A 17,578-nucleotide genomic window follows, 5' to 3' on the forward strand; every position below is an offset into this window, starting at 1 on the left:
CCGAGACATGCCCCGACCGGGAGCGGGTACCGGGTTTGTGACACCGGTCACGCCGGGTGGATTTCGCGGGCGGGGCGAGGTTGTGCGGCCGGGCGCTGTCCTGGATTTCGACCGGGCGCTACCCCCGGAATTCATCCGGCACCCGGCCGGTCGATCGGGCCCGGCTCTTCGGTGGGGCTCGTGACCCGGCCGGTCGGCCGGATCCAGCTGTTCGGTCGAATCCGGCTGTTCGGTGAGGCTCGTGACCCCGCTGGTCGGTCGGGCCCGGCTGGTCGGTGAGGTGTTACTCGGTTCCGGCCGATCGAGCCCGAACCGGGCGGGACAGCGCGATATCCACGATCAGTTCCAGGGTGTACTCGAATTCGCGCTCGCGATCGAACCGCGCCAGCTGCCCGGCCGCGGCCGCGACCTCGGGCAGGCCCGAATTCCGCAGTGTGCGTTCACGTTCGGCGATGCCGTCCGGATCGGTGGTGCCGAACGTGGGACCCGCCGACACCTCGCGCAGCAGCGTCCCGACGAGGGTGGCCATCACGGTGCGCAGCAGGTGCACCGCCGCACGGGGCTCCCGTCCGGTGCGCCGCAGCACGGCCAGGATGCTCTCGATCGGCGCGAGCCCGGTCAGCGAGGACAGCTGCCTGGTGAGCACGAGCGTCGCGGCCTCGGGATGAGCGAGGGTGACGCGCCGGAACTCGTGCGCCATCGCGCGCAGGTCGTGCTCGATCGAATCGGTCGGCCGGGGGATCCGCAGCTGCGCCAGCAGGTGTTCGGCGACCGCGTCGAGCAGATCGTCCTTGCTTTCCACATGGTGGTAGAGGCTTTTGGCATCCACCCCCAGGACCCGGCTCACCGACCGCATGCCGACCCCGGCGATGCCGTCGGCGTCGATGACCGTGAGCGCCGCCGCCTGGATCGCCCCGCGCGAGAGCTGGGCCTGCGCCTTGGGCGGCCGCCCGCGGCGCGGTGCGCCTGCGGGTCGCGACGTCGGGGCAACCGGTTCGGTCATGGCACCCATCCTGCACCACCCTTGCTTAATTCCACGTTGTGGGTTTAGTCTACCGAATATACCCACGACGTGGAATTAATGGATTCGCGGGTCGTCCCCGATCGAACGTTCAGGAGATCGCCATGGCCGATCGTTTCGCCATACCGTCCGCCGAGGTCCTGCGGGCACGCGAACGACTGGTGCTCGACCACTTCCACGACGAGGTCCGCCAGGCCTGGGACGACGTGCTGGCCACCTTCCCGCACCCGCACTACGAGATCATCCCGACCCTCACCGTGCACGACGGTGACGCCCAGGTGCGCGGTTACTACCGTGATACCCGCGTGGCCTTCCCCGATCAGGACCACGAGATCATCGCGCTGCGGCACAGCGCCGACGCCGTGATCGTCGAATTCTGGCTGCTCGGAACGCATTCCGGACCCCTGGGCAGGATCCCCGCGACCGGTGCGCGCCATCGCACGCGGATGAGCGCCTACTTCGTGTTCGACGACGCCGAGAACCTGATCATCGAACGCATCTATTTCGACACGCTCACCATGCTCAAGCAGTTGGTCGGCGGGCTGAACCTGCGTGATCCCCGCACCTGGCCGCTGGTGGTGCGCGCGGTGCGCGGTCTGCTGGCGATGTCGAGCGAACCGGATCAGCGCCTGGTCCGGACCCCGCCCGCGGATCTGGCGGTGTGACGCTCGTGCGAGTGCATCACCTCAATTGCGGCACCATGCACCCGATCGGCACGCCCGGCGGTCTGGTCTGCCACGTGCTGCTGCTCGAAACCGCGCGCGGGCTGGCGCTGGTGGATTCGGGTCTGGGCCTGCGGGACAGCCGCACGCCGGGCCCGCGCTTCGGACCGGGCCGGTTCTATGTGCGGCCCGTCTTCGATCCGGCCGAGGCCGCGATCACCCGGGTGCGCGAGCTCGGATTCGAGCCGCGCGACGTGCGCGACATCGTGCTCACCCATTTCGATGCCGACCATATCGGCGGGCTGGCCGATTTTCCCTGGGCGCGGGTGCATCTCACCGCGACCGAAGCGGATGCCGCCCGCCGGCCGCGGACCTTCGTAGAACGCGGCCGGTACCTGCCCGCGGGGTCGGCGCACGGTCCGATACTGGTGGAACACGAACCGGGGGACGGGGATTCGTGGCGCGGGTTCACCCGTGCGCTGGAACTGTCCGACATCGCCCCCGGTCTCGTGCTGATCGGCCTGCCCGGGCACAGTCGCGGCCACGCCGCGGTCGCCGTGGACGCCGGGGAGCGCTGGATCCTGCACGCCGGCGACGCCTTCTACCACCGCGGGCAGATCGACGGCAGCGGCGCGGCACCCCTGGCGCTGACCGGCATGGAACGCTTCATGGCCTGGGACCGCACCCGGGTTCGCGCGAATCACGAACGGCTGGCCGAACTCTGGGCGGCCGCGGATCCGGATCTGCTGCTGGTCAACGCGCACGACCCGGTGCTGCTGGATCGAGCGCGCACCGCGGCGGCGGACTTGCGGGGACTGTGACCCTCGGCCGTCCACGTGGTGTTCGGCCGAAGGCCTGTCCGTTCGACCGTCTACCGGCCTGTCCGTTCGTCTCGTAACGACCGCGCGGCCAGCCCCATCAACCGCAGCCCGTTCGGGGTGAAGGCGCCCGTGCCGAAGATCGTTGTCCCGGCCAGGGCGCAATACGCCGCCGCGGTGTGCAACAGCAGCAGATCACCGGTGTCACCGGGACCGAACGGGCAGCCGTCGCCGACGCCGGTGGTGATCGCCTCCAGGGCGCGGGCTATCGCGAACTCGTGGTGCAGCGGCACGGCCCGCGAAACCAGCTGCACCAGCTCGTCCTGGAGGTCGGCGATGTGGACCGTCTGACCCGCGCAGAAGGCGACAGTGTGCAGATGCGCTATCAGCGTGCCCGCCTCCTGCATGGTCCCGTCCAGCGCGGGTCTCCCCGCGTCGCGAATGTCCGTCGCCGTCGCGGCGACGCGGGTGTGGTCGTGTTCGAGGTAGCCGGCGACCAGGTCCAGCAGCAGCGGCAGGTACGGGGTCGGGCCCGTCGATGGGGGCACGTCATGATGTTCGGTCACGCCGGGCCTCCGGATGGGCGGGCCCCCGGCGGTGTCCGGTTCGCGCGTTCGTGTGCGGGCCTGTCCGGTTCGTCGGCATGGGCGCAGCTCCCTCGCACTCGGGGCGCGGGTGCGCACCACCTCGCGGACGATCGCGCCTGATCCGGATGTGAACCGTCGCGGCGGGGCAGCGGAGGCCCGGGTGGGGGTGAATCTCCGGGCCTCCGAGCCCGTTCCGCTGGTGCAGCGAACCTGCGCGGAAGCCGGCTTGCCACAGGACGGAGCCGCGCAGACGAAACGGAGAACAAATTCGTTTCGCGAACAGCACCCTAGACGCCGCGTCGTGCCCCGCGCGGGGTTAGCGCGAGCTTTCGTTTTCGGTATATCGAGTCGCGAAAGAGCTGGTCCGGCAGCCGGATCCGACCCGGACCCGCGGCCCCGCGGCCGATGAGATCCGCGGCCGCCGCTGCCGCGGGCGGTCGCCGCGGCCCGATTGCGGGTGAATCTCGGATTCCGAACCGCTCGAAAGGGCATGCTGTGGAACAGGTTCAGCGGGGGCGGGGATGACGCAAGGGGATGACATGGCCGATCCGGGGTTCGTGGAGATCCGTCGCGCGCAGTTGCACACGCGGGAGGCCGAGGAGACCGTCGAGTACGTGTCGAAGCTGTACACCGGCAACATCATCCAATTCCAGCGGGCCGCGCCCGGGGCGAGCGTGCGCAACTCCGTCACCGCGGCCGGATCGGTGATGGCCACCGAAATCCGCAGCACGGTCGGCTATATCGGGCATCTCGCCCCGATCGCGGGCAGCGTCTACTTCCAGCGCACCCTGGCCGGCAACATCCGGCTACGCGGGGACGGCCACGACATCTGGCAGCAGCGCGAGGAGTTCTCGGTCTACCCGATGGACGTGCCGATCCGCGCGGACTGCGAGAACCACGACGTCGACATGCTGCACATCCCCGACGCGGTCCTGGCCGACCTGGTCGCCGCGCAGGGCGTCGACCCCGCCGCCTTCCGCTTCGAGTCGCTGGTCCCGGTCGACCGCGCCCGGGAACGGTTCTGGGGCAAACTCTTCGAACTGGTCCACCACGAGATCGCCCTGGCCGACCCCACCGTCATGACCGACCTGGTCGTCGCGAACCTGGCCCGCACCCTGGCCGCGGCCGCCCTCACGGTCTTCCCCAACCCCACCATGGACCAGCACCGCAGCACCGACCCTGCCGCGATCAGCCATACGGCGCTACAGCGCGCGGTCGACTACCTGCACGCCCATCCCACCCGCCAGGTCACCGTGGGCGATCTCGCCGCCCACACCGGTATCGGCCCCCGCGCCCTGCAATACGCCTTCCGCAAGCGGTACAACGCGACGCCCATGGAGTACCTGCGCCGGCTCCGGCTCGAACAGGCCCACCAGGACCTGCTCTCGGCCACCCCCGGCGACGGGCGGACGGTGGCGGCCGTGGCCGCTCGCTGGGGCTTCCCCCAACCCGGTCGCTTCGCCCAGCTCTACACCCGCACCTACGGGCACCCGCCGAGCCAGACGTTGCGGCACTAGCCGCCGAGGCGTACCGGTCGCGGCTCACCACGCCCGGTACGCCGATCCGCTTCGAGCCGCGTGCCCCTCGTCACCCTCATCTCGTGGCGCGTCACCCCCTCGCCCCGGACCCGGCCTCGATCCGGTGGAACTCGAGGTCCTCGACGCGGATACCCAGCGTGGCCAGGTTCGTGTAGTGGACCGGATTGTGATTGCCCGGCCAGACGGCGGGCACGCTGACCAGCGCGTACTCGCTGAACTCGATCTTCCACCGGCCCGGGATCGCGTCGGGCGCGGTCGAGGGACCGACGCCGGTGATCCGGGCGAGCAGGAAGGCGCTGCCGTGCGGTTCGCTGCCGTCGGCGTAGGGCTCGTCGTTGTGGGCGTTCTGGGTGCACACGAGCCATTCGCACCGCTCGACGTGGGCGGGACTGAGCTTCCAGGCCTGGGATCCGCCCTCGGTGACGATCTTCCCGGGGCTCTTGGCGGTGAATACGACAACGGTGTCTTCGATTTCGCTCATGGACCGATGATGTGGACCGCCACGCGGGCTGTCTCGGTTTTCGCGACGTTCGGAACCCCTGTGCGCGAGGTTGATTCGAGCCGCGCGGCCAGCCGCCCACGGTGCTATGGACACGTACGGCCGGTCGCCAGCCCGAGGGCGATCGCGGCCGGGGACAGCGGCCGGAAGCGGGCCCGCGGCAACCTTCGGGACACCGGGACTGTGGCGGGTCCGCCGCTCGGCCCAACCCTTCGCCGTGCGGTGGGATCCGCACCCGATCGCGGCGCGTGCATCGCGACTCGCCGCCGCGACGATCGATGCACGTGGCGGTGCGCGAAATGCCCCCGCCGACCCGATCTCGGGCGGCCGACGTGCGCGAACGGCGGTATTTCGGCAGGTCGGCGCGGGCGAGGGTGCCCCTGACCTGGGGGTCTCCATCGACTGAGATAAAATCGGTGGTTCTTGTGTGTCGAGGCGACGCACAGTCGGGCAGCAATCCACCAGCACGCACACGTAACTAGGAGACGCTTGTGATCACCGCGACCGACCTGGAGGTCCGGGCCGGAGTCCGCACCCTGCTGACGGCGCCGGGCTCGGCGCTGCGGGTGCAGGCCGGCGACCGGATCGGCCTCGTCGGCCGCAACGGCGCCGGGAAGACGACGACGCTGCGCATTCTGGCCGGTGAGGGCGAGCCCTACGCCGGCAAGGTCATCCGTTCGGGCGATCTGGGATACCTGCCGCAGGACCCGCGGGAAGGCAATCTCGACGTGCTGGGCAAGGACCGGGTGCTCTCCGCGCGCGGCCTCGACAAGCTCATCCGCGACATGGAGAAGCAGCAGGCGCTGATGGCCGAGGTCGCCGACGAGAAGGAACGTGACAAAGCGGTCCGCAAGTACGGTCAGCTCGAAGACCGCTTCTCCTCGCTCGGCGGCTACGTCGCCGAGAGCGAGGCGGCCCGCATCTGCAGCAGCCTCGGTCTGCCCGATCGCGTGTTGGCCCAGCCGCTGCGCACCCTGTCCGGTGGTCAGCGCCGCCGAATCGAGTTGGCGCGCATCCTGTTCGCGGCCTCGGACGGCAGCGGCGGCAAGTCCGACACCACCCTGCTGCTGGACGAGCCCACGAACCACCTCGACGCCGACTCCATCACCTGGCTGCGCGGGTTCCTGCAGAACCACGACGGCGGGCTCATCGTGATCTCCCACGATGTGGAACTGCTCGGCGATGTGGTGAACAAGGTGTGGTTCCTGGACGCCGTGCGCGGCGAGGCCGACATCTACAACATGGGCTGGAAGAAGTACCTCGACGCCCGCGCGACCGACGAACAGCGCCGCGTCCGCGAGCGCGCCAACGCCGAGAAGAAGGCCTCCGCGCTCAAGCAGCAGGCCGCCAAGCTCGGCGCCAAGGCCACCAAAGCCGCTGCGGCACACCAGATGGTCAAGCGGGCCGAGCGCATGCTGTCCGAGGTCGACGATGTGCGCGTGGCGGATCGCGTGGCGCGCATCAAGTTCCCGAATCCCTCGGCCTGCGGCAAGACCCCGCTCATGGCCGAGAACCTCACCAAGCTCTACGGCTCGCTGGAGATCTTCACCGGCGTCGACCTCGCCATCGACCGGGGCAGCCGCGTGGTGGTGCTCGGGCTCAACGGTGCGGGCAAGACCACGCTGCTGCGCATGCTGGCCGGCGTCGAGACCCCGACCGCGGGGCAGCTGGTGCCCGGATTCGGTTTGAAGGTCGGGTATTTCGCGCAGGAGCACGACACCCTCGACGATCAGGCCACGGTGTGGGAGAACATCCGGCACGCGGCTCCCGATGCGGGAGAACAGGATCTGCGCGGTCTGCTGGGCGCGTTCATGTTCTCCGGCCCGCAGCTGGAGCAGCCCGCGGGCACGCTGTCCGGCGGTGAGAAGACCCGTCTGGCCCTGGCCGGGCTGGTGTCCTCGGCCGCGAACGTGCTGCTGCTGGACGAGCCGACCAACAACCTGGACCCGATCTCGCGCGAGCAGGTCCTGGACGCGCTGCGCAGCTACGCCGGCGCGGTCGTGCTGGTGACGCACGACCCGGGCGCGGCCGAGGCCCTGAACCCCGAGCGCGTCATCATGCTGCCCGACGGCACCGAAGATCATTGGTCACAGGAGTATCTGGAGCTCATCCAGCTCGCCTGAGTCCATTTCGTCCGATCCCGGACGAGAATTTTTTTGCCGCCCTGCCCGGTCGTCCCTCGGACGGCCGGGCAGTGTGCGTCGAAACCCTTGCTGGCGTGCGGGTTTCGTGTGAACGGACCGACCCGTATCCGGCTGATCTTGCTGTCGGCGCGGCGGCCGCGCACCTCGAAATCTGGGCTGTTCGCCCGATTTTCACGCGTTTCGACACGCGGGCGTTGCTCACTACGTGATACCGATCACAGCGTTTCATTGATCACGGCCTCTCGAGCCCCTAACCTGGAATGAGGCGCCCACGGCGACTCGGAGGAAGTCATGAGTGACAGGCCCGCACAGGGTAAAGCCGTATTGGGTAAAGGCACACGCGTGACGGGAAAGTCGCGAGACCGCCTGCAAACCCAGCTCAAGAAGCAGTACGAGGCGGGGGCAAGTATCCGCTCGCTAGCCCGGGAGACCGGGCGGTCGTACGGCTTCATTCACAATGTGCTCGTGGAGTCGCATGTGCAACTCCGCAGCCGCGGCGGGGCGAACCGCCGCAAAGCCGTCGGTAAGGCGAGTGCCAGAGCCGGTAGCAAGTAGCCGAGGGTATCGACGCGGCCGAACGGAGAAATCCGTTCGACCGCTTGCGATATCGCACGTCTACCTACCGGTGACGGTCCCGTCGCCGAACACCAGCAGGTTCGCCAGGCTCTCGAAGATCGGTAGCCCGGTCTTGATCTCGAGATAGGCGAACTGGCCCTGCGGGTTCACCTCGAGGAACCAGAATTCGCCATCGAGGCCGACCCGCAGATCCAGTACGCCGAATGCCAGTCCGAGCGCGCCCATCAGCGTGCTCAGCGATTTGCTGACCGAGGCGGGCAATCGGTCCGCGGTGAAGGCCACCGAGGTGTCCAGCCGCGAATCCACCCGCCCCACACCGGCTTGCGAGTCGATCCGCACCACCCACTCGATGCCGTCGACCCAGACGATGCGCAGATCGCATTCGGCCTGCACGTAGTCCTGGAAGATGGTGGGGGAGTTGCGGATCGTCGGCAGCCGGTGCAGGTCGCCCGCGGTGACGATGCGGGTCTCGGTGAACGCGCCGCGGCCGGTGCCGGTGCGCTTGTACACCACCGGCCCGGGCCGCGACTCGATGAAGGCGCGCGCTTCGTCGTCGTCATTGGTGATCAGGGTCTCCGGCACGGCGAACCCGGCGCGGTAGGCCGTCTCCAACTGCACGATCTTGCGATTGGCGGTGCGGTCGGCGCCGGGGTCGTTGACCCACAGCGCCGGGATCGACCAGAGCATGCCCTGCAGGAACCCGTCGCATTCGGCCTGCCGATAGGTGTCGTCTTCGGTGCGCAGGCTGGCCGGCACCGCGGTGGGCTGGGGTCTTCGCCACCAGACCGAGTTGACTCCGTCCAAACCCATGATGTGCGACAGGGATCGGGACGTACCGTCCCGGGCGAGGCGGAAAGTTCCGTTCTCGCGCGGGAAGTCGCGCATGTCGAGCCGAATCGGGCTGAGGGCGTGGTGCTTTCGCAGCGTGGCGGCGAGCGCGTCGCCGTGCAGATCATCGGCTTCGGTGACCACTAGCACCGAACCCGTTGTGCGGGTGGTCATGCGGGTGAGCCCTGTTCAGTCGAGGCTGTCGCAGGCCGCGCCGTCGTCACTGCCGTTGTGTGAGCGGGTCTGGCAACAGGTCATGGTGGCGCCGCCGATGCCGGGCCGGGTGCCGATCTCGAGGCCCCGGGCCCACGCCTCGGTGAGCGCCTGAAGTTCGTCGTCACCGCGCGCGGGGGTGTGATCCTGCGGCAGGGTCAGCGGGCGGTCGGTGAGTTCGATGCGGCGGCGTTGCGTGAAATCCGCTGTGGCGCCTGCGCGCACCCGCACCAGCACCGGGCGCCCCTCGCAGAATCCCTGCGCCGCCGCAACTTCCCAATCGGTGAGATCGAGAATGTCGGCGCGCCGCAGGGTCCAGGTGCCGTCGGTGACGCGCACCGTGAGGTGGCGATCCGTGGCGCCGATGAGGTAACCCGATAGCGGCGGCGCGGTGCTTGCGACGATGGTTGACGCGGGCGGGCGGAGGGCGCCGGTCATGCTGATCTCCGATCTGCTCGGGATTTGCTGCGGAGCCGAGCGTGACCTGAATCATAGCCCGTCAGGGCCCTCGTTCGGTTCGCAACGCAAGATTTCACGGGCCGCTGGCAAACTCTGCCGCAGACCCGGAAACCCCTCCAGCCGTATGTTTTTCGCCTCCGGCGCGAAGCTAACGAAGTCCGAGCACCTCGGGCGCGTCGGCGATCTCCAGCAGCCGTTCGCGCGGGTCCGCAATGAGCTTGCGGGCACGCAAATCGAGGATTCCGCTGACTACGTCGACCTGGGCTGATACGGTGCCGTCCAGTTTCGTGATGAACTGGCGCATGGTGAACACTTTGCCGCCACTCCACTCGAATTCGCAGCTCACGGTGACTTCGTCACCCAAATGCAACTCGCGCAGATACTTGATGGTGGTCTCCAGGACGACCGGGCCGATGCCCGCCGCGACCATCTTCTCGCCCGGAACGCCGCCCTCCCGCAGCAGTTCCCAGCGCGCGTGCTCGGCGTACTGCAGATACACCGCCTGATTCAGGTGCCCGTTGATATCGAGCTCGTAGCCGCGGACGGTAATGGGAACGGAGAAGGCCATGGAACCTTCAACCTGCTCCGGGAGTGTGCGCATTCCCCGTTCCGCGTGGTCCGGCGCACAGTTCGGGCGATTGCGGGGCTATCGCCGGGCGGTGTGGCCGGCGGCGATTTCCGGGGGCGGCGGGCAACTGCCGCGCGAATCGCTCAGCGGCGATGGGCATTGCGCTCGGCCCACCACGCGGGTGCGTCCACGAAGTGGTTGTCGAATTCCTCCTGCGCCGCGGCGAGCTCGGCGAAATCGGATTCACCCTTGGCGATGCGGTCCAGCACGCGGAAGTATTCGAACCGTTCGACGCCCGGCATCAGCGCGATGAGAATGCGCGCCGAGCTGTCCGGGGTGGCGCCGAAGGCGTGCGGCATCAATTTGGGAACGATGACGGATCCGCCGGCGCCCACCGTCACGATCCGGTCACCGGCAAGTAGCTGGAGCTCGCCCTCGGCCACGAAGAAGAGTTCGTCGGAGCGGGTGTGGAAGTGCGGTGCGGCCCCGTCCGCGCCCTGCGCCATGGTGACCTCCAGGCTGCTGACCGCTCCGCCCGCGGCCTCGGAGTCGATGAGCAGGCGCATGGTGACGGTGTCGGTGCCGAGGGTTTCGGCCTCGTGCGGCTGGCGGATGACGGCCTGGCGGTCGGTGGTGTTCATGCGGTTCTCCAAGTGATTCGATGCCATATAGTTCGCTATCGAACTATATGGCATCGAATAGAGTGTGTCCATGGGTGAGACGAATGCGGACGCGGTCGATGTCATCACCGCGCAGTGGCGGCGCGAGCGGCCCGATCTGGAACTGGAGGCCATGGCGATCATCGGCCGCCTGGGCCGGCTCGCCGCGGTGGCCGGAAAGCGGATAGACGCTGTCTTCGGCGCACACGGCCTGCAGCGCGGGGAGTTCGATGTGCTTGCGGCGCTGCGTCGTTCGGGGAAGCCGTACCGCCTCAACCCCTCGGTCCTCGCGGACACGATGATGCTGTCGCGCGCCGGAATGACGAGCAGGCTGGACCGCCTGGAGAAGGCGGGCCTGGTGCGCCGCATCGCGGACGCGGAGGATCGGCGCGCGATCCGGGTCGGGCTGACCGAGCAGGGCCTGACGGTCGTGGACGCGGCCGTCACCGACCACGTGGCGAACGAAACGCGCCTGCTCGCGGCACTGACGGACCGCGATCGCGAAGAACTCGACCGTCTCGTCCGGCTGCTGCTCACCAGCGTGGAGCGCGAGGAAGCGTAGCGGCCGAGAAGGCGGGGATCAATCCCGCGATGAGCCGGACGGCCACGGGGGCGGGGATCGAACCCGCGCCCTCCGACGTGTCGTGACGGTGTTCTACCGCTGAACTACCCCGTGGCCGCGATCGAGCATAGTGAGCGTCCCCCCGGCCCCGCAGCTCAATTCTTGCGGCGCACAGAGGCTTCCACGAGATCGAGCACGGCGGAGAGATTGTCGTTGGCGTGCCCGGAGGCTATGCGGGCGATGAGGCCGTCCAGGATCAGATCCAGGTAGCCCAGCAGCACCGTGGTGGGCACGTCGTCGCGTAGCGCGCCTTCGGCCTTGCGGCGTTCGAGGCGGGCGACCGTGGCCGCGGTGAGCTCTTCCGAGCGCTCTTCCCAATTGGCGCGGAACTCGGGATCGTTGCGCAGCCGGCGCGCGATCTCCAAACGTGTTCCCAGCCAGTCGAAGTCCTCGGGCCGCGCGAGCATGTCGCGCATGACCTGGACCAGGCCCTGGGTGGCCGCGACCTCGGCCATGCGGGCGGCGTCCTCGTGGGCCAGGGCGAGGAAGAGGGCGTCCTTGTCTCGGAAGTGGTGGAAGATCGCGCCCCGGGACAGACCGGTCGCTTCCTCCAGGCGACGCACGGTGGCGCCCTCGTAGCCGTACTCGGCGAAGCAGCTGCGCGCTCCGTCGAGGATCTGACCGCGACGGGCGGCGAGGTGGTCGTCACTGACCTTGGGCATGGACTCCTCCGAAACGGGGTGTGCGGGATCCGCGCACCGGCGAACCGGAGCGCGGATCCCGCACTAGCGACGAGCGAAACGATCCCAGCGGGATCGTGTGGCGGGCGCGAAATCGTGCCCACCACCGAACTCGGCTGCGAAACAGCCCTTCTCAGCCGAGTGTCGAGCCCGTCCCGCCGCGGCGGGACAGGTCTTTCAGCCGCGAATCATCGGCTCATCCCCGCACGATGTGCGGGGAGTGCATCAGCCGCGAATCATGTTGCGCAGCACGAACTGCAGGATGCCACCGTTGCGGTAGTAGTCCGCCTCACCGGGGGTATCGATGCGCACGACCGCGTCGAACTCGACCTTCGAACCATCCGCCTTGGTGGCGGTCACCTGCATGGTCTTCGGAGTCACACCCTCGTTCAGCTTGGTGATGCCCGAGATGTCGAAGACCTCGGTGCCGTCCAGGCCCAGCGACGCGGCGGACTCGCCGGCCGGGAACTGCAGCGGCACGACGCCCATGCCGATGAGGTTGGAGCGGTGGATGCGCTCGAACGACTCGGTGATGACGGCCTTCACGCCCAGCAGGCTGGTGCCCTTGGCGGCCCAGTCACGCGAGGAACCCGAGCCGTACTCCTTGCCGCCCAGCACGACCAGCGGGATGCCCGCGGCCTGGTAGTTCTGCGAGGCGTCGTAGATGAAGGCCTGGGGCGCGCCTTCCTGGGTGAAGTCGCGGGTGTAACCGCCCGAGACATCGTCCAGGAGCTGGTTGCGCAGGCGGATGTTCGCGAAGGTGCCGCGAATCATGACCTCGTGGTTACCGCGACGCGAGCCCAGGGAGTTGTAGTCCTTGCGCTCCACACCGTGCGAGTCCAGGTACTGCGCGGCCGGGGTGCCCGGCTTGATCGGACCGGCGGGGGAGATGTGGTCGGTGGTGACCGAATCGCCGAGCAGCGCGAGGACGCGGGCGCCCTTGATGTCGGTGACGGGGCTCGGGTCCATCGACATGCCGTCGAAGTACGGGGCCTTGCGCACGTAGGTCGAGTTCTCGTCCCACGCGAAGGTATCGCCCTCGGGGGTGTTCAGGCCCTGCCAGCGCTCGTCACCGTCGAAGACGGTGGCGTAGGACTTGGTGAACATGTCCCGGCTGATCGCCGACTTGATGGTGTCGTCGATCTCCTGCGGGGACGGCCAGATGTCCTTCAGGAAGACGTCGTTGCCATCGGTGTCCTGACCCAGGGCGTCGGTCTCGAAGTCGAAGTCCATGGTGCCGGCCAGGGCGTACGCGATGACCAGCGGCGGGGAGGCCAGGTAGTTCATCTTGACGTCCGGGGAGATACGGCCTTCGAAGTTACGGTTGCCCGAGAGCACCGCGGTCACCGAGAGGTCGTTGTCGTTGATCGCCTTGGAGATCTCCTCCGGCAGCGGACCGGTGTTGCCGATGCAGGTGGTGCAGCCGAAGCCGCCCACGTAGAAGCCGAGCTTCTCGAGGTACGGCCACAGGCCGGCCTTCTCGTAGTAGTCGGCGACGACCTGCGAGCCCGGGGCCATGTTGGTCTTGACCCACGGCTTGGAGGACAGGCCCTTCTCGACCGCGTTGCGGGCCAGCAGGGCCGCGCCCAGCATGACCGACGGGTTCGAGGTGTTGGTGCAGGAGGTGATGCCCGCGACCACGACGGCGCCGTGATCGAGCACGAAGTCACCGCGCTCGGGGTCCGAGACCTTGACCGGCTTGGACGGGCGGCCCGCATTGCCGTTGGCGGCGTTGGGAACCGGGGTGTCGTCGAACGCGGTGCCGGAGGCGACCGGATCGCTGGCCGGGAAGGACTCCTCGATCGCCTCGTCCAGCGCGGTGTGCGGGACCGGATCGTTGGTGTAGGTGGTGATGTCCTTGCGGAACGCGTTCTTGCTGTCCGACAGCAGGATTCGGTCCTGCGGGCGCTTCGGGCCGGCGATGGACGGCACCACGGTGCCCAGGTCCAGCTCCAGGTACTCCGAGTAGGCCGGCTCGTTGTCGGCGTCGTGCCACAGGCCCTGTTCCTTGGCGTACGCCTCGACGAGCGCGAGCTGCTCGTCGCTGCGGCCGGTGAGGCGCAGGTAGTTGATGGTCTCGCCGTCGATCGGGAAGATCGCCGCGGTGGAACCGAACTCGGGGCTCATGTTGCCCAGGGTGGCGCGGTTGGCCAGGGGAACCTCGGCCACACCCTTGCCGTAGAACTCCACGAACTTGCCGACGACGCCGTGCTTGCGCAGCATGTCGGTGACGGTGAGCACCACGTCGGTGGCGGTCACGCCGGGCTTGATCTCACCGGTCAGCTTGAAGCCGACGACGCGCGGGATCAGCATGGAGACCGGCTGGCCCAGCATGGCGGCCTCGGCCTCGATGCCGCCGACGCCCCAGCCCAGCACGCCCAGGCCGTTGACCATGGTGGTGTGCGAGTCGGTGCCGACACAAGTGTCGGGATAGGCCTGGCCGTTGCGGACCATGACCGTGGGGGCCAGGTATTCGATGTTCACCTGGTGCACGATGCCGACGCCCGGCGGGACGACCTTGAAGTCGTCGAAGGCGCCCTGGCCCCAACGCAGGAACTGGTAACGCTCGCCGTTGCGCTCGTACTCGAGGTCGACGTTGCGCTCGAGGGCGTCGGCGCGGCCGAAGACGTCGAGGATGACCGAGTGGTCGATGACCATGTCGGCGGGGGACAGCGGGTTGACCTTGCTCGGGTCGCCGCCGAGGGTGGTCACGGCCTCACGCATGGTGGCGAGGTCGACGATGCAGGGGACACCGGTGAAGTCCTGCATGATCACGCGGGCGGGCGTGAACTGGATCTCGGTGTCGGGCTCGGCGCTCGGGTCCCAGTTCGCGAGGGCGCGAACGTGGTCGGCGGTGATGTTCGCGCCGTCTTCGGTGCGCAGCAGGTTCTCTGCCAGGACCTTGAGGGCGTAGGGCAGCTTCTCGGTGCCGGGTACGGCCGCGAGGCGGAAGATCTCGTAAGAGTTGCTTCCGACCTCGAGGGTGCCCTTGGCGCCGAAGGAATCGATACTCGTCACTGTCAGCTCCACTCGTCTGTGAATGGGAGGGCCACCGGCGGGGCTGTGCCGATGGCTCGTCGAGGCGCTGGGCCTCGTCCGTGCTTCACCCTAACAGTACGCTTGTCCTGTGAGCGCAACCGGCCCCCGAGCGGGCGGTGTCCGAGCCCGGCGAGGGTGCGGGAGTCTCTCATGACAAGCGCTTCGAGGTGCTCGCGTTGGCTGCGCGAACCTCATCCAACGGGACAGCAGCAGCTTACGGCGTGCCGTGGTGAGGTGATCTGACACGCCTTGCCGTACTCTCCGTTCGTGACCGTCTCGCGCGCCTCGGTTTTCACGCCTATGAAGGCGGAACTACCGCCCAACACCAACCTGGATGCGATCGAGCTCGACCTGGCCGACAATCACGTCGCCGCCCCGAAGGGGCGTGAACAGGACGGGCTCGCCGCCATCGCCGCCGACGCGCGCGCACATGGCATCGATCTCAATATCGTGGTGGTGCAGGGTAATCCGGGCATCGAGGCAACGCTGCGTGATCTCGCGACCGAGGTCGGCAAGCAGACCGGCGGCACCGTGGTGGTCTTCAGCGACGACTGGGTGGGCACCTCGAGCGACGCGTTCACGCGCGGCCGGCTGGAGTGGGCCGAGGACAAGGCCAAGTACCGCGGGCCCGAGCGCACCGAAGAGGCGGCGCGGACCTTCGTCGATCGGCTCGAGCAGCCGGAGACGGTGTCGTGGACGCTGGTCGCGCTGGTCGCGGTCATCGCGCTGGTGAGCGTGATCGCCGGGCTGGCGGTCGCCAAGGCGCGCCGGGCGCCCGAGCAGCAGCCGCCGGTCGAGCACGAGCGGCCGCGCACGCCGGTCGCCTGACCCGCGCGCGTCGTTCGGGACCGTTCCGCGGCCCGGCCGACCCGATTCTCGCTTTCTTCCCCTCGAGCTGACCCCGTAGCAGGTTTTCTGCGGGGTGGCCGTCCATCGATCTGGAATTCTGCGCGCAAACCCGCAAACCACCGGCAACGAGTGAATTACGGCTCGGCGCTGCCCGCGTGGCGGCCTCGTCGCGCCCCGGATGTGTCGTACGGTTCCCGATGACACTGGTGGGGAAGAAGTGTCGAAAGGGTCTTGTGAGTCCCGTGACGTGGATGTTTCGGGTGGGACCCCGGTGTTCGGAGTCGACCGTTCCTTCCCCTGGCCAGAGCGAACCAGGGAGGTGCGATGCGGCAAGCGAACACGCGGCGAAAACGTCCGGTTCGTGTCGCTACCGAGTTGCTGGTAGCGCTGACCGTGGTCATGGTGGGGGCCTCGACCGGTCACGCCGTACCGCCGCCGCCACCCAATCCCAGTGACAGCGAGATCGCGGACGCGGGCGCGACCGTGGACGCCGGGGTGGGCGAGGTCGGTGCGCTCATCAATCAGGTCGCCTCGGCCGAACAGCAGCTGCAACAGCTCGACGACGCCGTGGCCGCGCGCCGCGAAGCGGTGAACAAGGCCCTGGTCGATCTGCAGATCGCCCGCGACGCCGCCGATGACGCCGCGCGCGCGGTGCTGCAGTGCCAGCGCGAGCTCACCGACGCCGGGGACCGGGTCGGGGTCGCGCACGACGAGTTCGATCGGTTCGTCACCCAGGTGTACATGCGGCCGGGTTCGGACTCGCTGGTGAACTATCTGTCCGCGCCCAGCCCCGAGATCGCGCTCGAGCGCGCCCAGGTGCTGACGATCGCGTCGACGAATCAGCGCGAGGTGGTCGGCGGGCTGCGCCGGGCGCAGGTCGATCAGGCCAACAAGACGTCGGGCGCCAAGCGCGCCCAGCAGGTCGCCGACGGGGCGGCCGCCGACGCGGACGTGAAGAAGACCGAGGCGCAGTCCGCGGTCGCCGCCGCGCAATCCGAGCTCGACCATTCCACCTCGATGCGCAACGACCTTGTGCACCAGCGGGATTCGGCCCAGCAGCGGCTGGAGGCGGCGCGCTCGCAGGTCGCGGGGTTACAGGGGCAGCGCGATGCCTTCGAGGCCTGGGATCAGCAGCGCCGGGCCGAGGAGGTGGCCGCGCGCGCCGCGGCCGCCGACGCCGCCGCCCGTGTGGCCGCGGATCGCGCGTCGAGCGGTCTGGCGTCCGAGGCCGCCCAGACCCACCGCCCGCACACCCTGACCGACATCTCCCCGCCCGCACCGAAATACGGCCAGAAGCCGACCCGCCCCAGCGGCAGCCGCTCGTCCCTGGTGGAGGTCGTGGTCGACCGGGCCATGTCCCAGCTCGGCGTCGAATACGCCTGGGGCGGTGGCGATGAGGACGGCGCGACCCTCGGCATCCGCGACGGCGGCACCGCCGACTCGTTCGGCGACTACGCGAAGACCGGCTTCGACTGCTCCGGCCTGATGATCTACGCTTTCGCCGGGATCGGGGTCTCCCTCCCGCACTACAGCGGCTACCAATACACCATGGGCACAAGGGTTCCTGTGGACGATCGCGAACGCGGCGACATGCTGTTCTGGGGGCCGGGCGGGTCCCAGCACGTGGCTCTGTACCTCGGCGGCGGCCGGATGATCGAGGCTCCCCAGTCCGGCGAGGTCATCCGGGTCTCCCCGGTCCGCGAGGACGGGATCATGCCGTACGCGGTCCGCATCGCCTGACAGGGCGAAAATCCCCCTCGCGGAACGGGATCCGGGGCGATTGCCATCCTGGCTCGGCCGCTGCCGGCTCCCGTCC

The 17,578-nt window shown here is 68.7% G+C and carries 17 protein-coding genes and 1 tRNA gene; 8 read left to right on the forward strand and 10 right to left on the reverse strand.

Going from position 1 to position 17,578, the window contains the following annotated elements; translation table 11 throughout:
* Window positions 1-283: 283 nt before the first annotated feature.
* Window positions 284-1,003: a TetR/AcrR family transcriptional regulator C-terminal domain-containing protein gene (locus ABZ319_RS06670; protein WP_354985333.1), complete on the reverse strand. Its 720-nt coding sequence runs from the start codon at window positions 1,001-1,003 to the stop codon at window positions 284-286.
* A 122-nt stretch (window positions 1,004-1,125) separates the two neighbouring features.
* On the opposite strand from ABZ319_RS06670, the gene ABZ319_RS06675 reads away from it, so the two are divergent.
* On the forward strand, window positions 1,126-1,686 hold the full coding sequence (locus ABZ319_RS06675) for an ester cyclase (RefSeq protein ID WP_354985334.1): 561 nt from the start codon (window positions 1,126-1,128) through the stop codon (window positions 1,684-1,686).
* A gap of 5 nt (window positions 1,687-1,691) precedes the next feature.
* Entirely contained in the window at window positions 1,692-2,504 is an 813-nt protein-coding gene (locus tag ABZ319_RS06680) for an MBL fold metallo-hydrolase (RefSeq protein ID WP_354985406.1), read from the forward strand.
* Between the two features lie 50 nt (window positions 2,505-2,554).
* On the opposite strand, the gene ABZ319_RS06685 is transcribed toward ABZ319_RS06680, so the two are convergent.
* Window positions 2,555-3,067: a hypothetical protein gene (locus ABZ319_RS06685; RefSeq protein WP_354985335.1), complete on the reverse strand. Its 513-nt coding sequence runs from the start codon at window positions 3,065-3,067 to the stop codon at window positions 2,555-2,557.
* A gap of 560 nt (window positions 3,068-3,627) precedes the next feature.
* On the opposite strand from ABZ319_RS06685, the gene ABZ319_RS06690 reads away from it, so the two are divergent.
* Entirely contained in the window at window positions 3,628-4,605 is a 978-nt protein-coding gene (locus ABZ319_RS06690) for a helix-turn-helix domain-containing protein (protein WP_354985336.1), read from the forward strand.
* 91 nt (window positions 4,606-4,696) lie between these two features.
* Here the strand turns inward: ABZ319_RS06690 and ABZ319_RS06695 are convergent, their stop codons facing one another.
* Window positions 4,697-5,107, reverse strand: a complete 411-nt coding sequence (locus ABZ319_RS06695; RefSeq protein WP_354985337.1) for a hypothetical protein — start codon at window positions 5,105-5,107, stop codon at window positions 4,697-4,699.
* 509 nt (window positions 5,108-5,616) lie between these two features.
* Between ABZ319_RS06695 and ABZ319_RS06700 the strand changes: the two genes are divergently transcribed.
* Together ABZ319_RS06700 and ABZ319_RS06705 are read left to right on the forward strand one after the other, a co-directional pair.
* Window positions 5,617-7,248: an ABC-F family ATP-binding cassette domain-containing protein gene (locus ABZ319_RS06700; RefSeq protein WP_354985338.1), complete on the forward strand. Its 1,632-nt coding sequence runs from the start codon at window positions 5,617-5,619 to the stop codon at window positions 7,246-7,248.
* A gap of 312 nt (window positions 7,249-7,560) precedes the next feature.
* A complete protein-coding gene (locus ABZ319_RS06705; protein ID WP_354985339.1) occupies window positions 7,561-7,824 on the forward strand; it encodes a helix-turn-helix domain-containing protein in 264 nt (87 codons plus the stop codon).
* A 60-nt stretch (window positions 7,825-7,884) separates the two neighbouring features.
* Here the strand turns inward: ABZ319_RS06705 and ABZ319_RS06710 are convergent, their stop codons facing one another.
* From ABZ319_RS06710 to ABZ319_RS06725, 4 genes are all read right to left on the reverse strand, one after another.
* On the reverse strand, window positions 7,885-8,847 hold the full coding sequence (locus ABZ319_RS06710; RefSeq protein WP_354985340.1) for a hypothetical protein: 963 nt from the start codon (window positions 8,845-8,847) through the stop codon (window positions 7,885-7,887).
* A 15-nt stretch (window positions 8,848-8,862) separates the two neighbouring features.
* Window positions 8,863-9,324 carry a hypothetical protein gene (locus ABZ319_RS06715; protein WP_354985341.1) on the reverse strand — a complete coding sequence of 154 codons (462 nt, stop codon included), beginning with the start codon at window positions 9,322-9,324 and terminating at the stop codon, window positions 8,863-8,865.
* A gap of 169 nt (window positions 9,325-9,493) precedes the next feature.
* On the reverse strand, window positions 9,494-9,946 hold the full coding sequence (locus ABZ319_RS06720; protein ID WP_354985342.1) for an acyl-CoA thioesterase: 453 nt from the start codon (window positions 9,944-9,946) through the stop codon (window positions 9,494-9,496).
* Window positions 9,947-10,056: 110 nt separating this feature from the next.
* On the reverse strand, window positions 10,057-10,479 hold the full coding sequence (locus ABZ319_RS06725; protein WP_354985407.1) for a cupin domain-containing protein: 423 nt from the start codon (window positions 10,477-10,479) through the stop codon (window positions 10,057-10,059).
* Between the two features lie 145 nt (window positions 10,480-10,624).
* Here ABZ319_RS06725 and ABZ319_RS06730 point away from each other — a divergent pair, with 145 nt between their 5' ends.
* The gene (locus tag ABZ319_RS06730) at window positions 10,625-11,134 is read left to right on the forward strand and encodes a MarR family transcriptional regulator (protein WP_354985343.1); all 510 of its coding nucleotides are present in this window, start codon (window positions 10,625-10,627) and stop codon (window positions 11,132-11,134) included.
* Between the two features lie 42 nt (window positions 11,135-11,176).
* Here ABZ319_RS06730 and ABZ319_RS06735 read toward each other — a convergent pair.
* The 3 genes from ABZ319_RS06735 to ABZ319_RS06745 all read right to left on the reverse strand — a co-directional run bounded on the left by ABZ319_RS06735 (window position 11,177) and on the right by ABZ319_RS06745 (window position 14,892).
* A tRNA-Val gene (locus ABZ319_RS06735) sits at window positions 11,177-11,248 on the reverse strand.
* A 41-nt stretch (window positions 11,249-11,289) separates the two neighbouring features.
* Window positions 11,290-11,856 carry a helix-turn-helix domain-containing protein gene (locus ABZ319_RS06740; protein ID WP_354985344.1) on the reverse strand — a complete coding sequence of 189 codons (567 nt, stop codon included), beginning with the start codon at window positions 11,854-11,856 and terminating at the stop codon, window positions 11,290-11,292.
* A 243-nt stretch (window positions 11,857-12,099) separates the two neighbouring features.
* The gene (locus ABZ319_RS06745; RefSeq protein ID WP_354985345.1) at window positions 12,100-14,892 is read right to left on the reverse strand and encodes an aconitate hydratase; all 2,793 of its coding nucleotides are present in this window, start codon (window positions 14,890-14,892) and stop codon (window positions 12,100-12,102) included.
* A 288-nt stretch (window positions 14,893-15,180) separates the two neighbouring features.
* Here ABZ319_RS06745 and ABZ319_RS06750 point away from each other — a divergent pair, with 288 nt between their 5' ends.
* Together ABZ319_RS06750 and ABZ319_RS06755 are read left to right on the forward strand one after the other, a co-directional pair.
* Window positions 15,181-15,741: a DUF6676 family protein gene (locus ABZ319_RS06750; RefSeq protein ID WP_354985346.1), complete on the forward strand. Its 561-nt coding sequence runs from the start codon at window positions 15,181-15,183 to the stop codon at window positions 15,739-15,741.
* Window positions 15,742-16,086: 345 nt separating this feature from the next.
* A complete protein-coding gene (locus tag ABZ319_RS06755) occupies window positions 16,087-17,502 on the forward strand; it encodes an NlpC/P60 family protein (protein ID WP_354985347.1) in 1,416 nt (471 codons plus the stop codon).
* Window positions 17,503-17,578 lie beyond the last annotated feature (76 nt).

This window comes from Nocardia sp. NPDC005978 (assembly GCF_040614455.1).
Classification (GTDB): domain Bacteria; phylum Actinomycetota; class Actinomycetes; order Mycobacteriales; family Mycobacteriaceae; genus Nocardia.

Bases quoted from the DNA above. Each gene is read 5' to 3' on its own strand.
- ABZ319_RS06670 (WP_354985333.1), bottom strand. From the start codon at position 1,003: ATGACCGAACCGGTTGCCCCGACGTCGCGACCCGCAGGCGCACCGCGC.
- ABZ319_RS06675 (WP_354985334.1), top strand. From the start codon at position 1,126: ATGGCCGATCGTTTCGCCATACCGTCCGCCGAGGTCCTGCGGGCACGC.
- ABZ319_RS06690 (WP_354985336.1), top strand. From the start codon at position 3,628: ATGGCCGATCCGGGGTTCGTGGAGATCCGTCGCGCGCAGTTGCACACG.
- ABZ319_RS06695 (WP_354985337.1), bottom strand. From the start codon at position 5,107: ATGAGCGAAATCGAAGACACCGTTGTCGTATTCACCGCCAAGAGCCCC.
- ABZ319_RS06705 (WP_354985339.1), top strand. From the start codon at position 7,561: ATGAGTGACAGGCCCGCACAGGGTAAAGCCGTATTGGGTAAAGGCACA.
- ABZ319_RS06710 (WP_354985340.1), bottom strand. From the start codon at position 8,847: ATGACCACCCGCACAACGGGTTCGGTGCTAGTGGTCACCGAAGCCGAT.
- ABZ319_RS06715 (WP_354985341.1), bottom strand. From the start codon at position 9,324: ATGACCGGCGCCCTCCGCCCGCCCGCGTCAACCATCGTCGCAAGCACC.
- ABZ319_RS06720 (WP_354985342.1), bottom strand. From the start codon at position 9,946: ATGCGCACACTCCCGGAGCAGGTTGAAGGTTCCATGGCCTTCTCCGTT.
- ABZ319_RS06725 (WP_354985407.1), bottom strand. From the start codon at position 10,479: ATGCGCCTGCTCATCGACTCCGAGGCCGCGGGCGGAGCGGTCAGCAGC.
- ABZ319_RS06730 (WP_354985343.1), top strand. From the start codon at position 10,625: ATGGGTGAGACGAATGCGGACGCGGTCGATGTCATCACCGCGCAGTGG.
- ABZ319_RS06740 (WP_354985344.1), bottom strand. From the start codon at position 11,856: ATGCCCAAGGTCAGTGACGACCACCTCGCCGCCCGTCGCGGTCAGATC.
- ABZ319_RS06755 (WP_354985347.1), top strand. From the start codon at position 16,087: ATGCGGCAAGCGAACACGCGGCGAAAACGTCCGGTTCGTGTCGCTACC.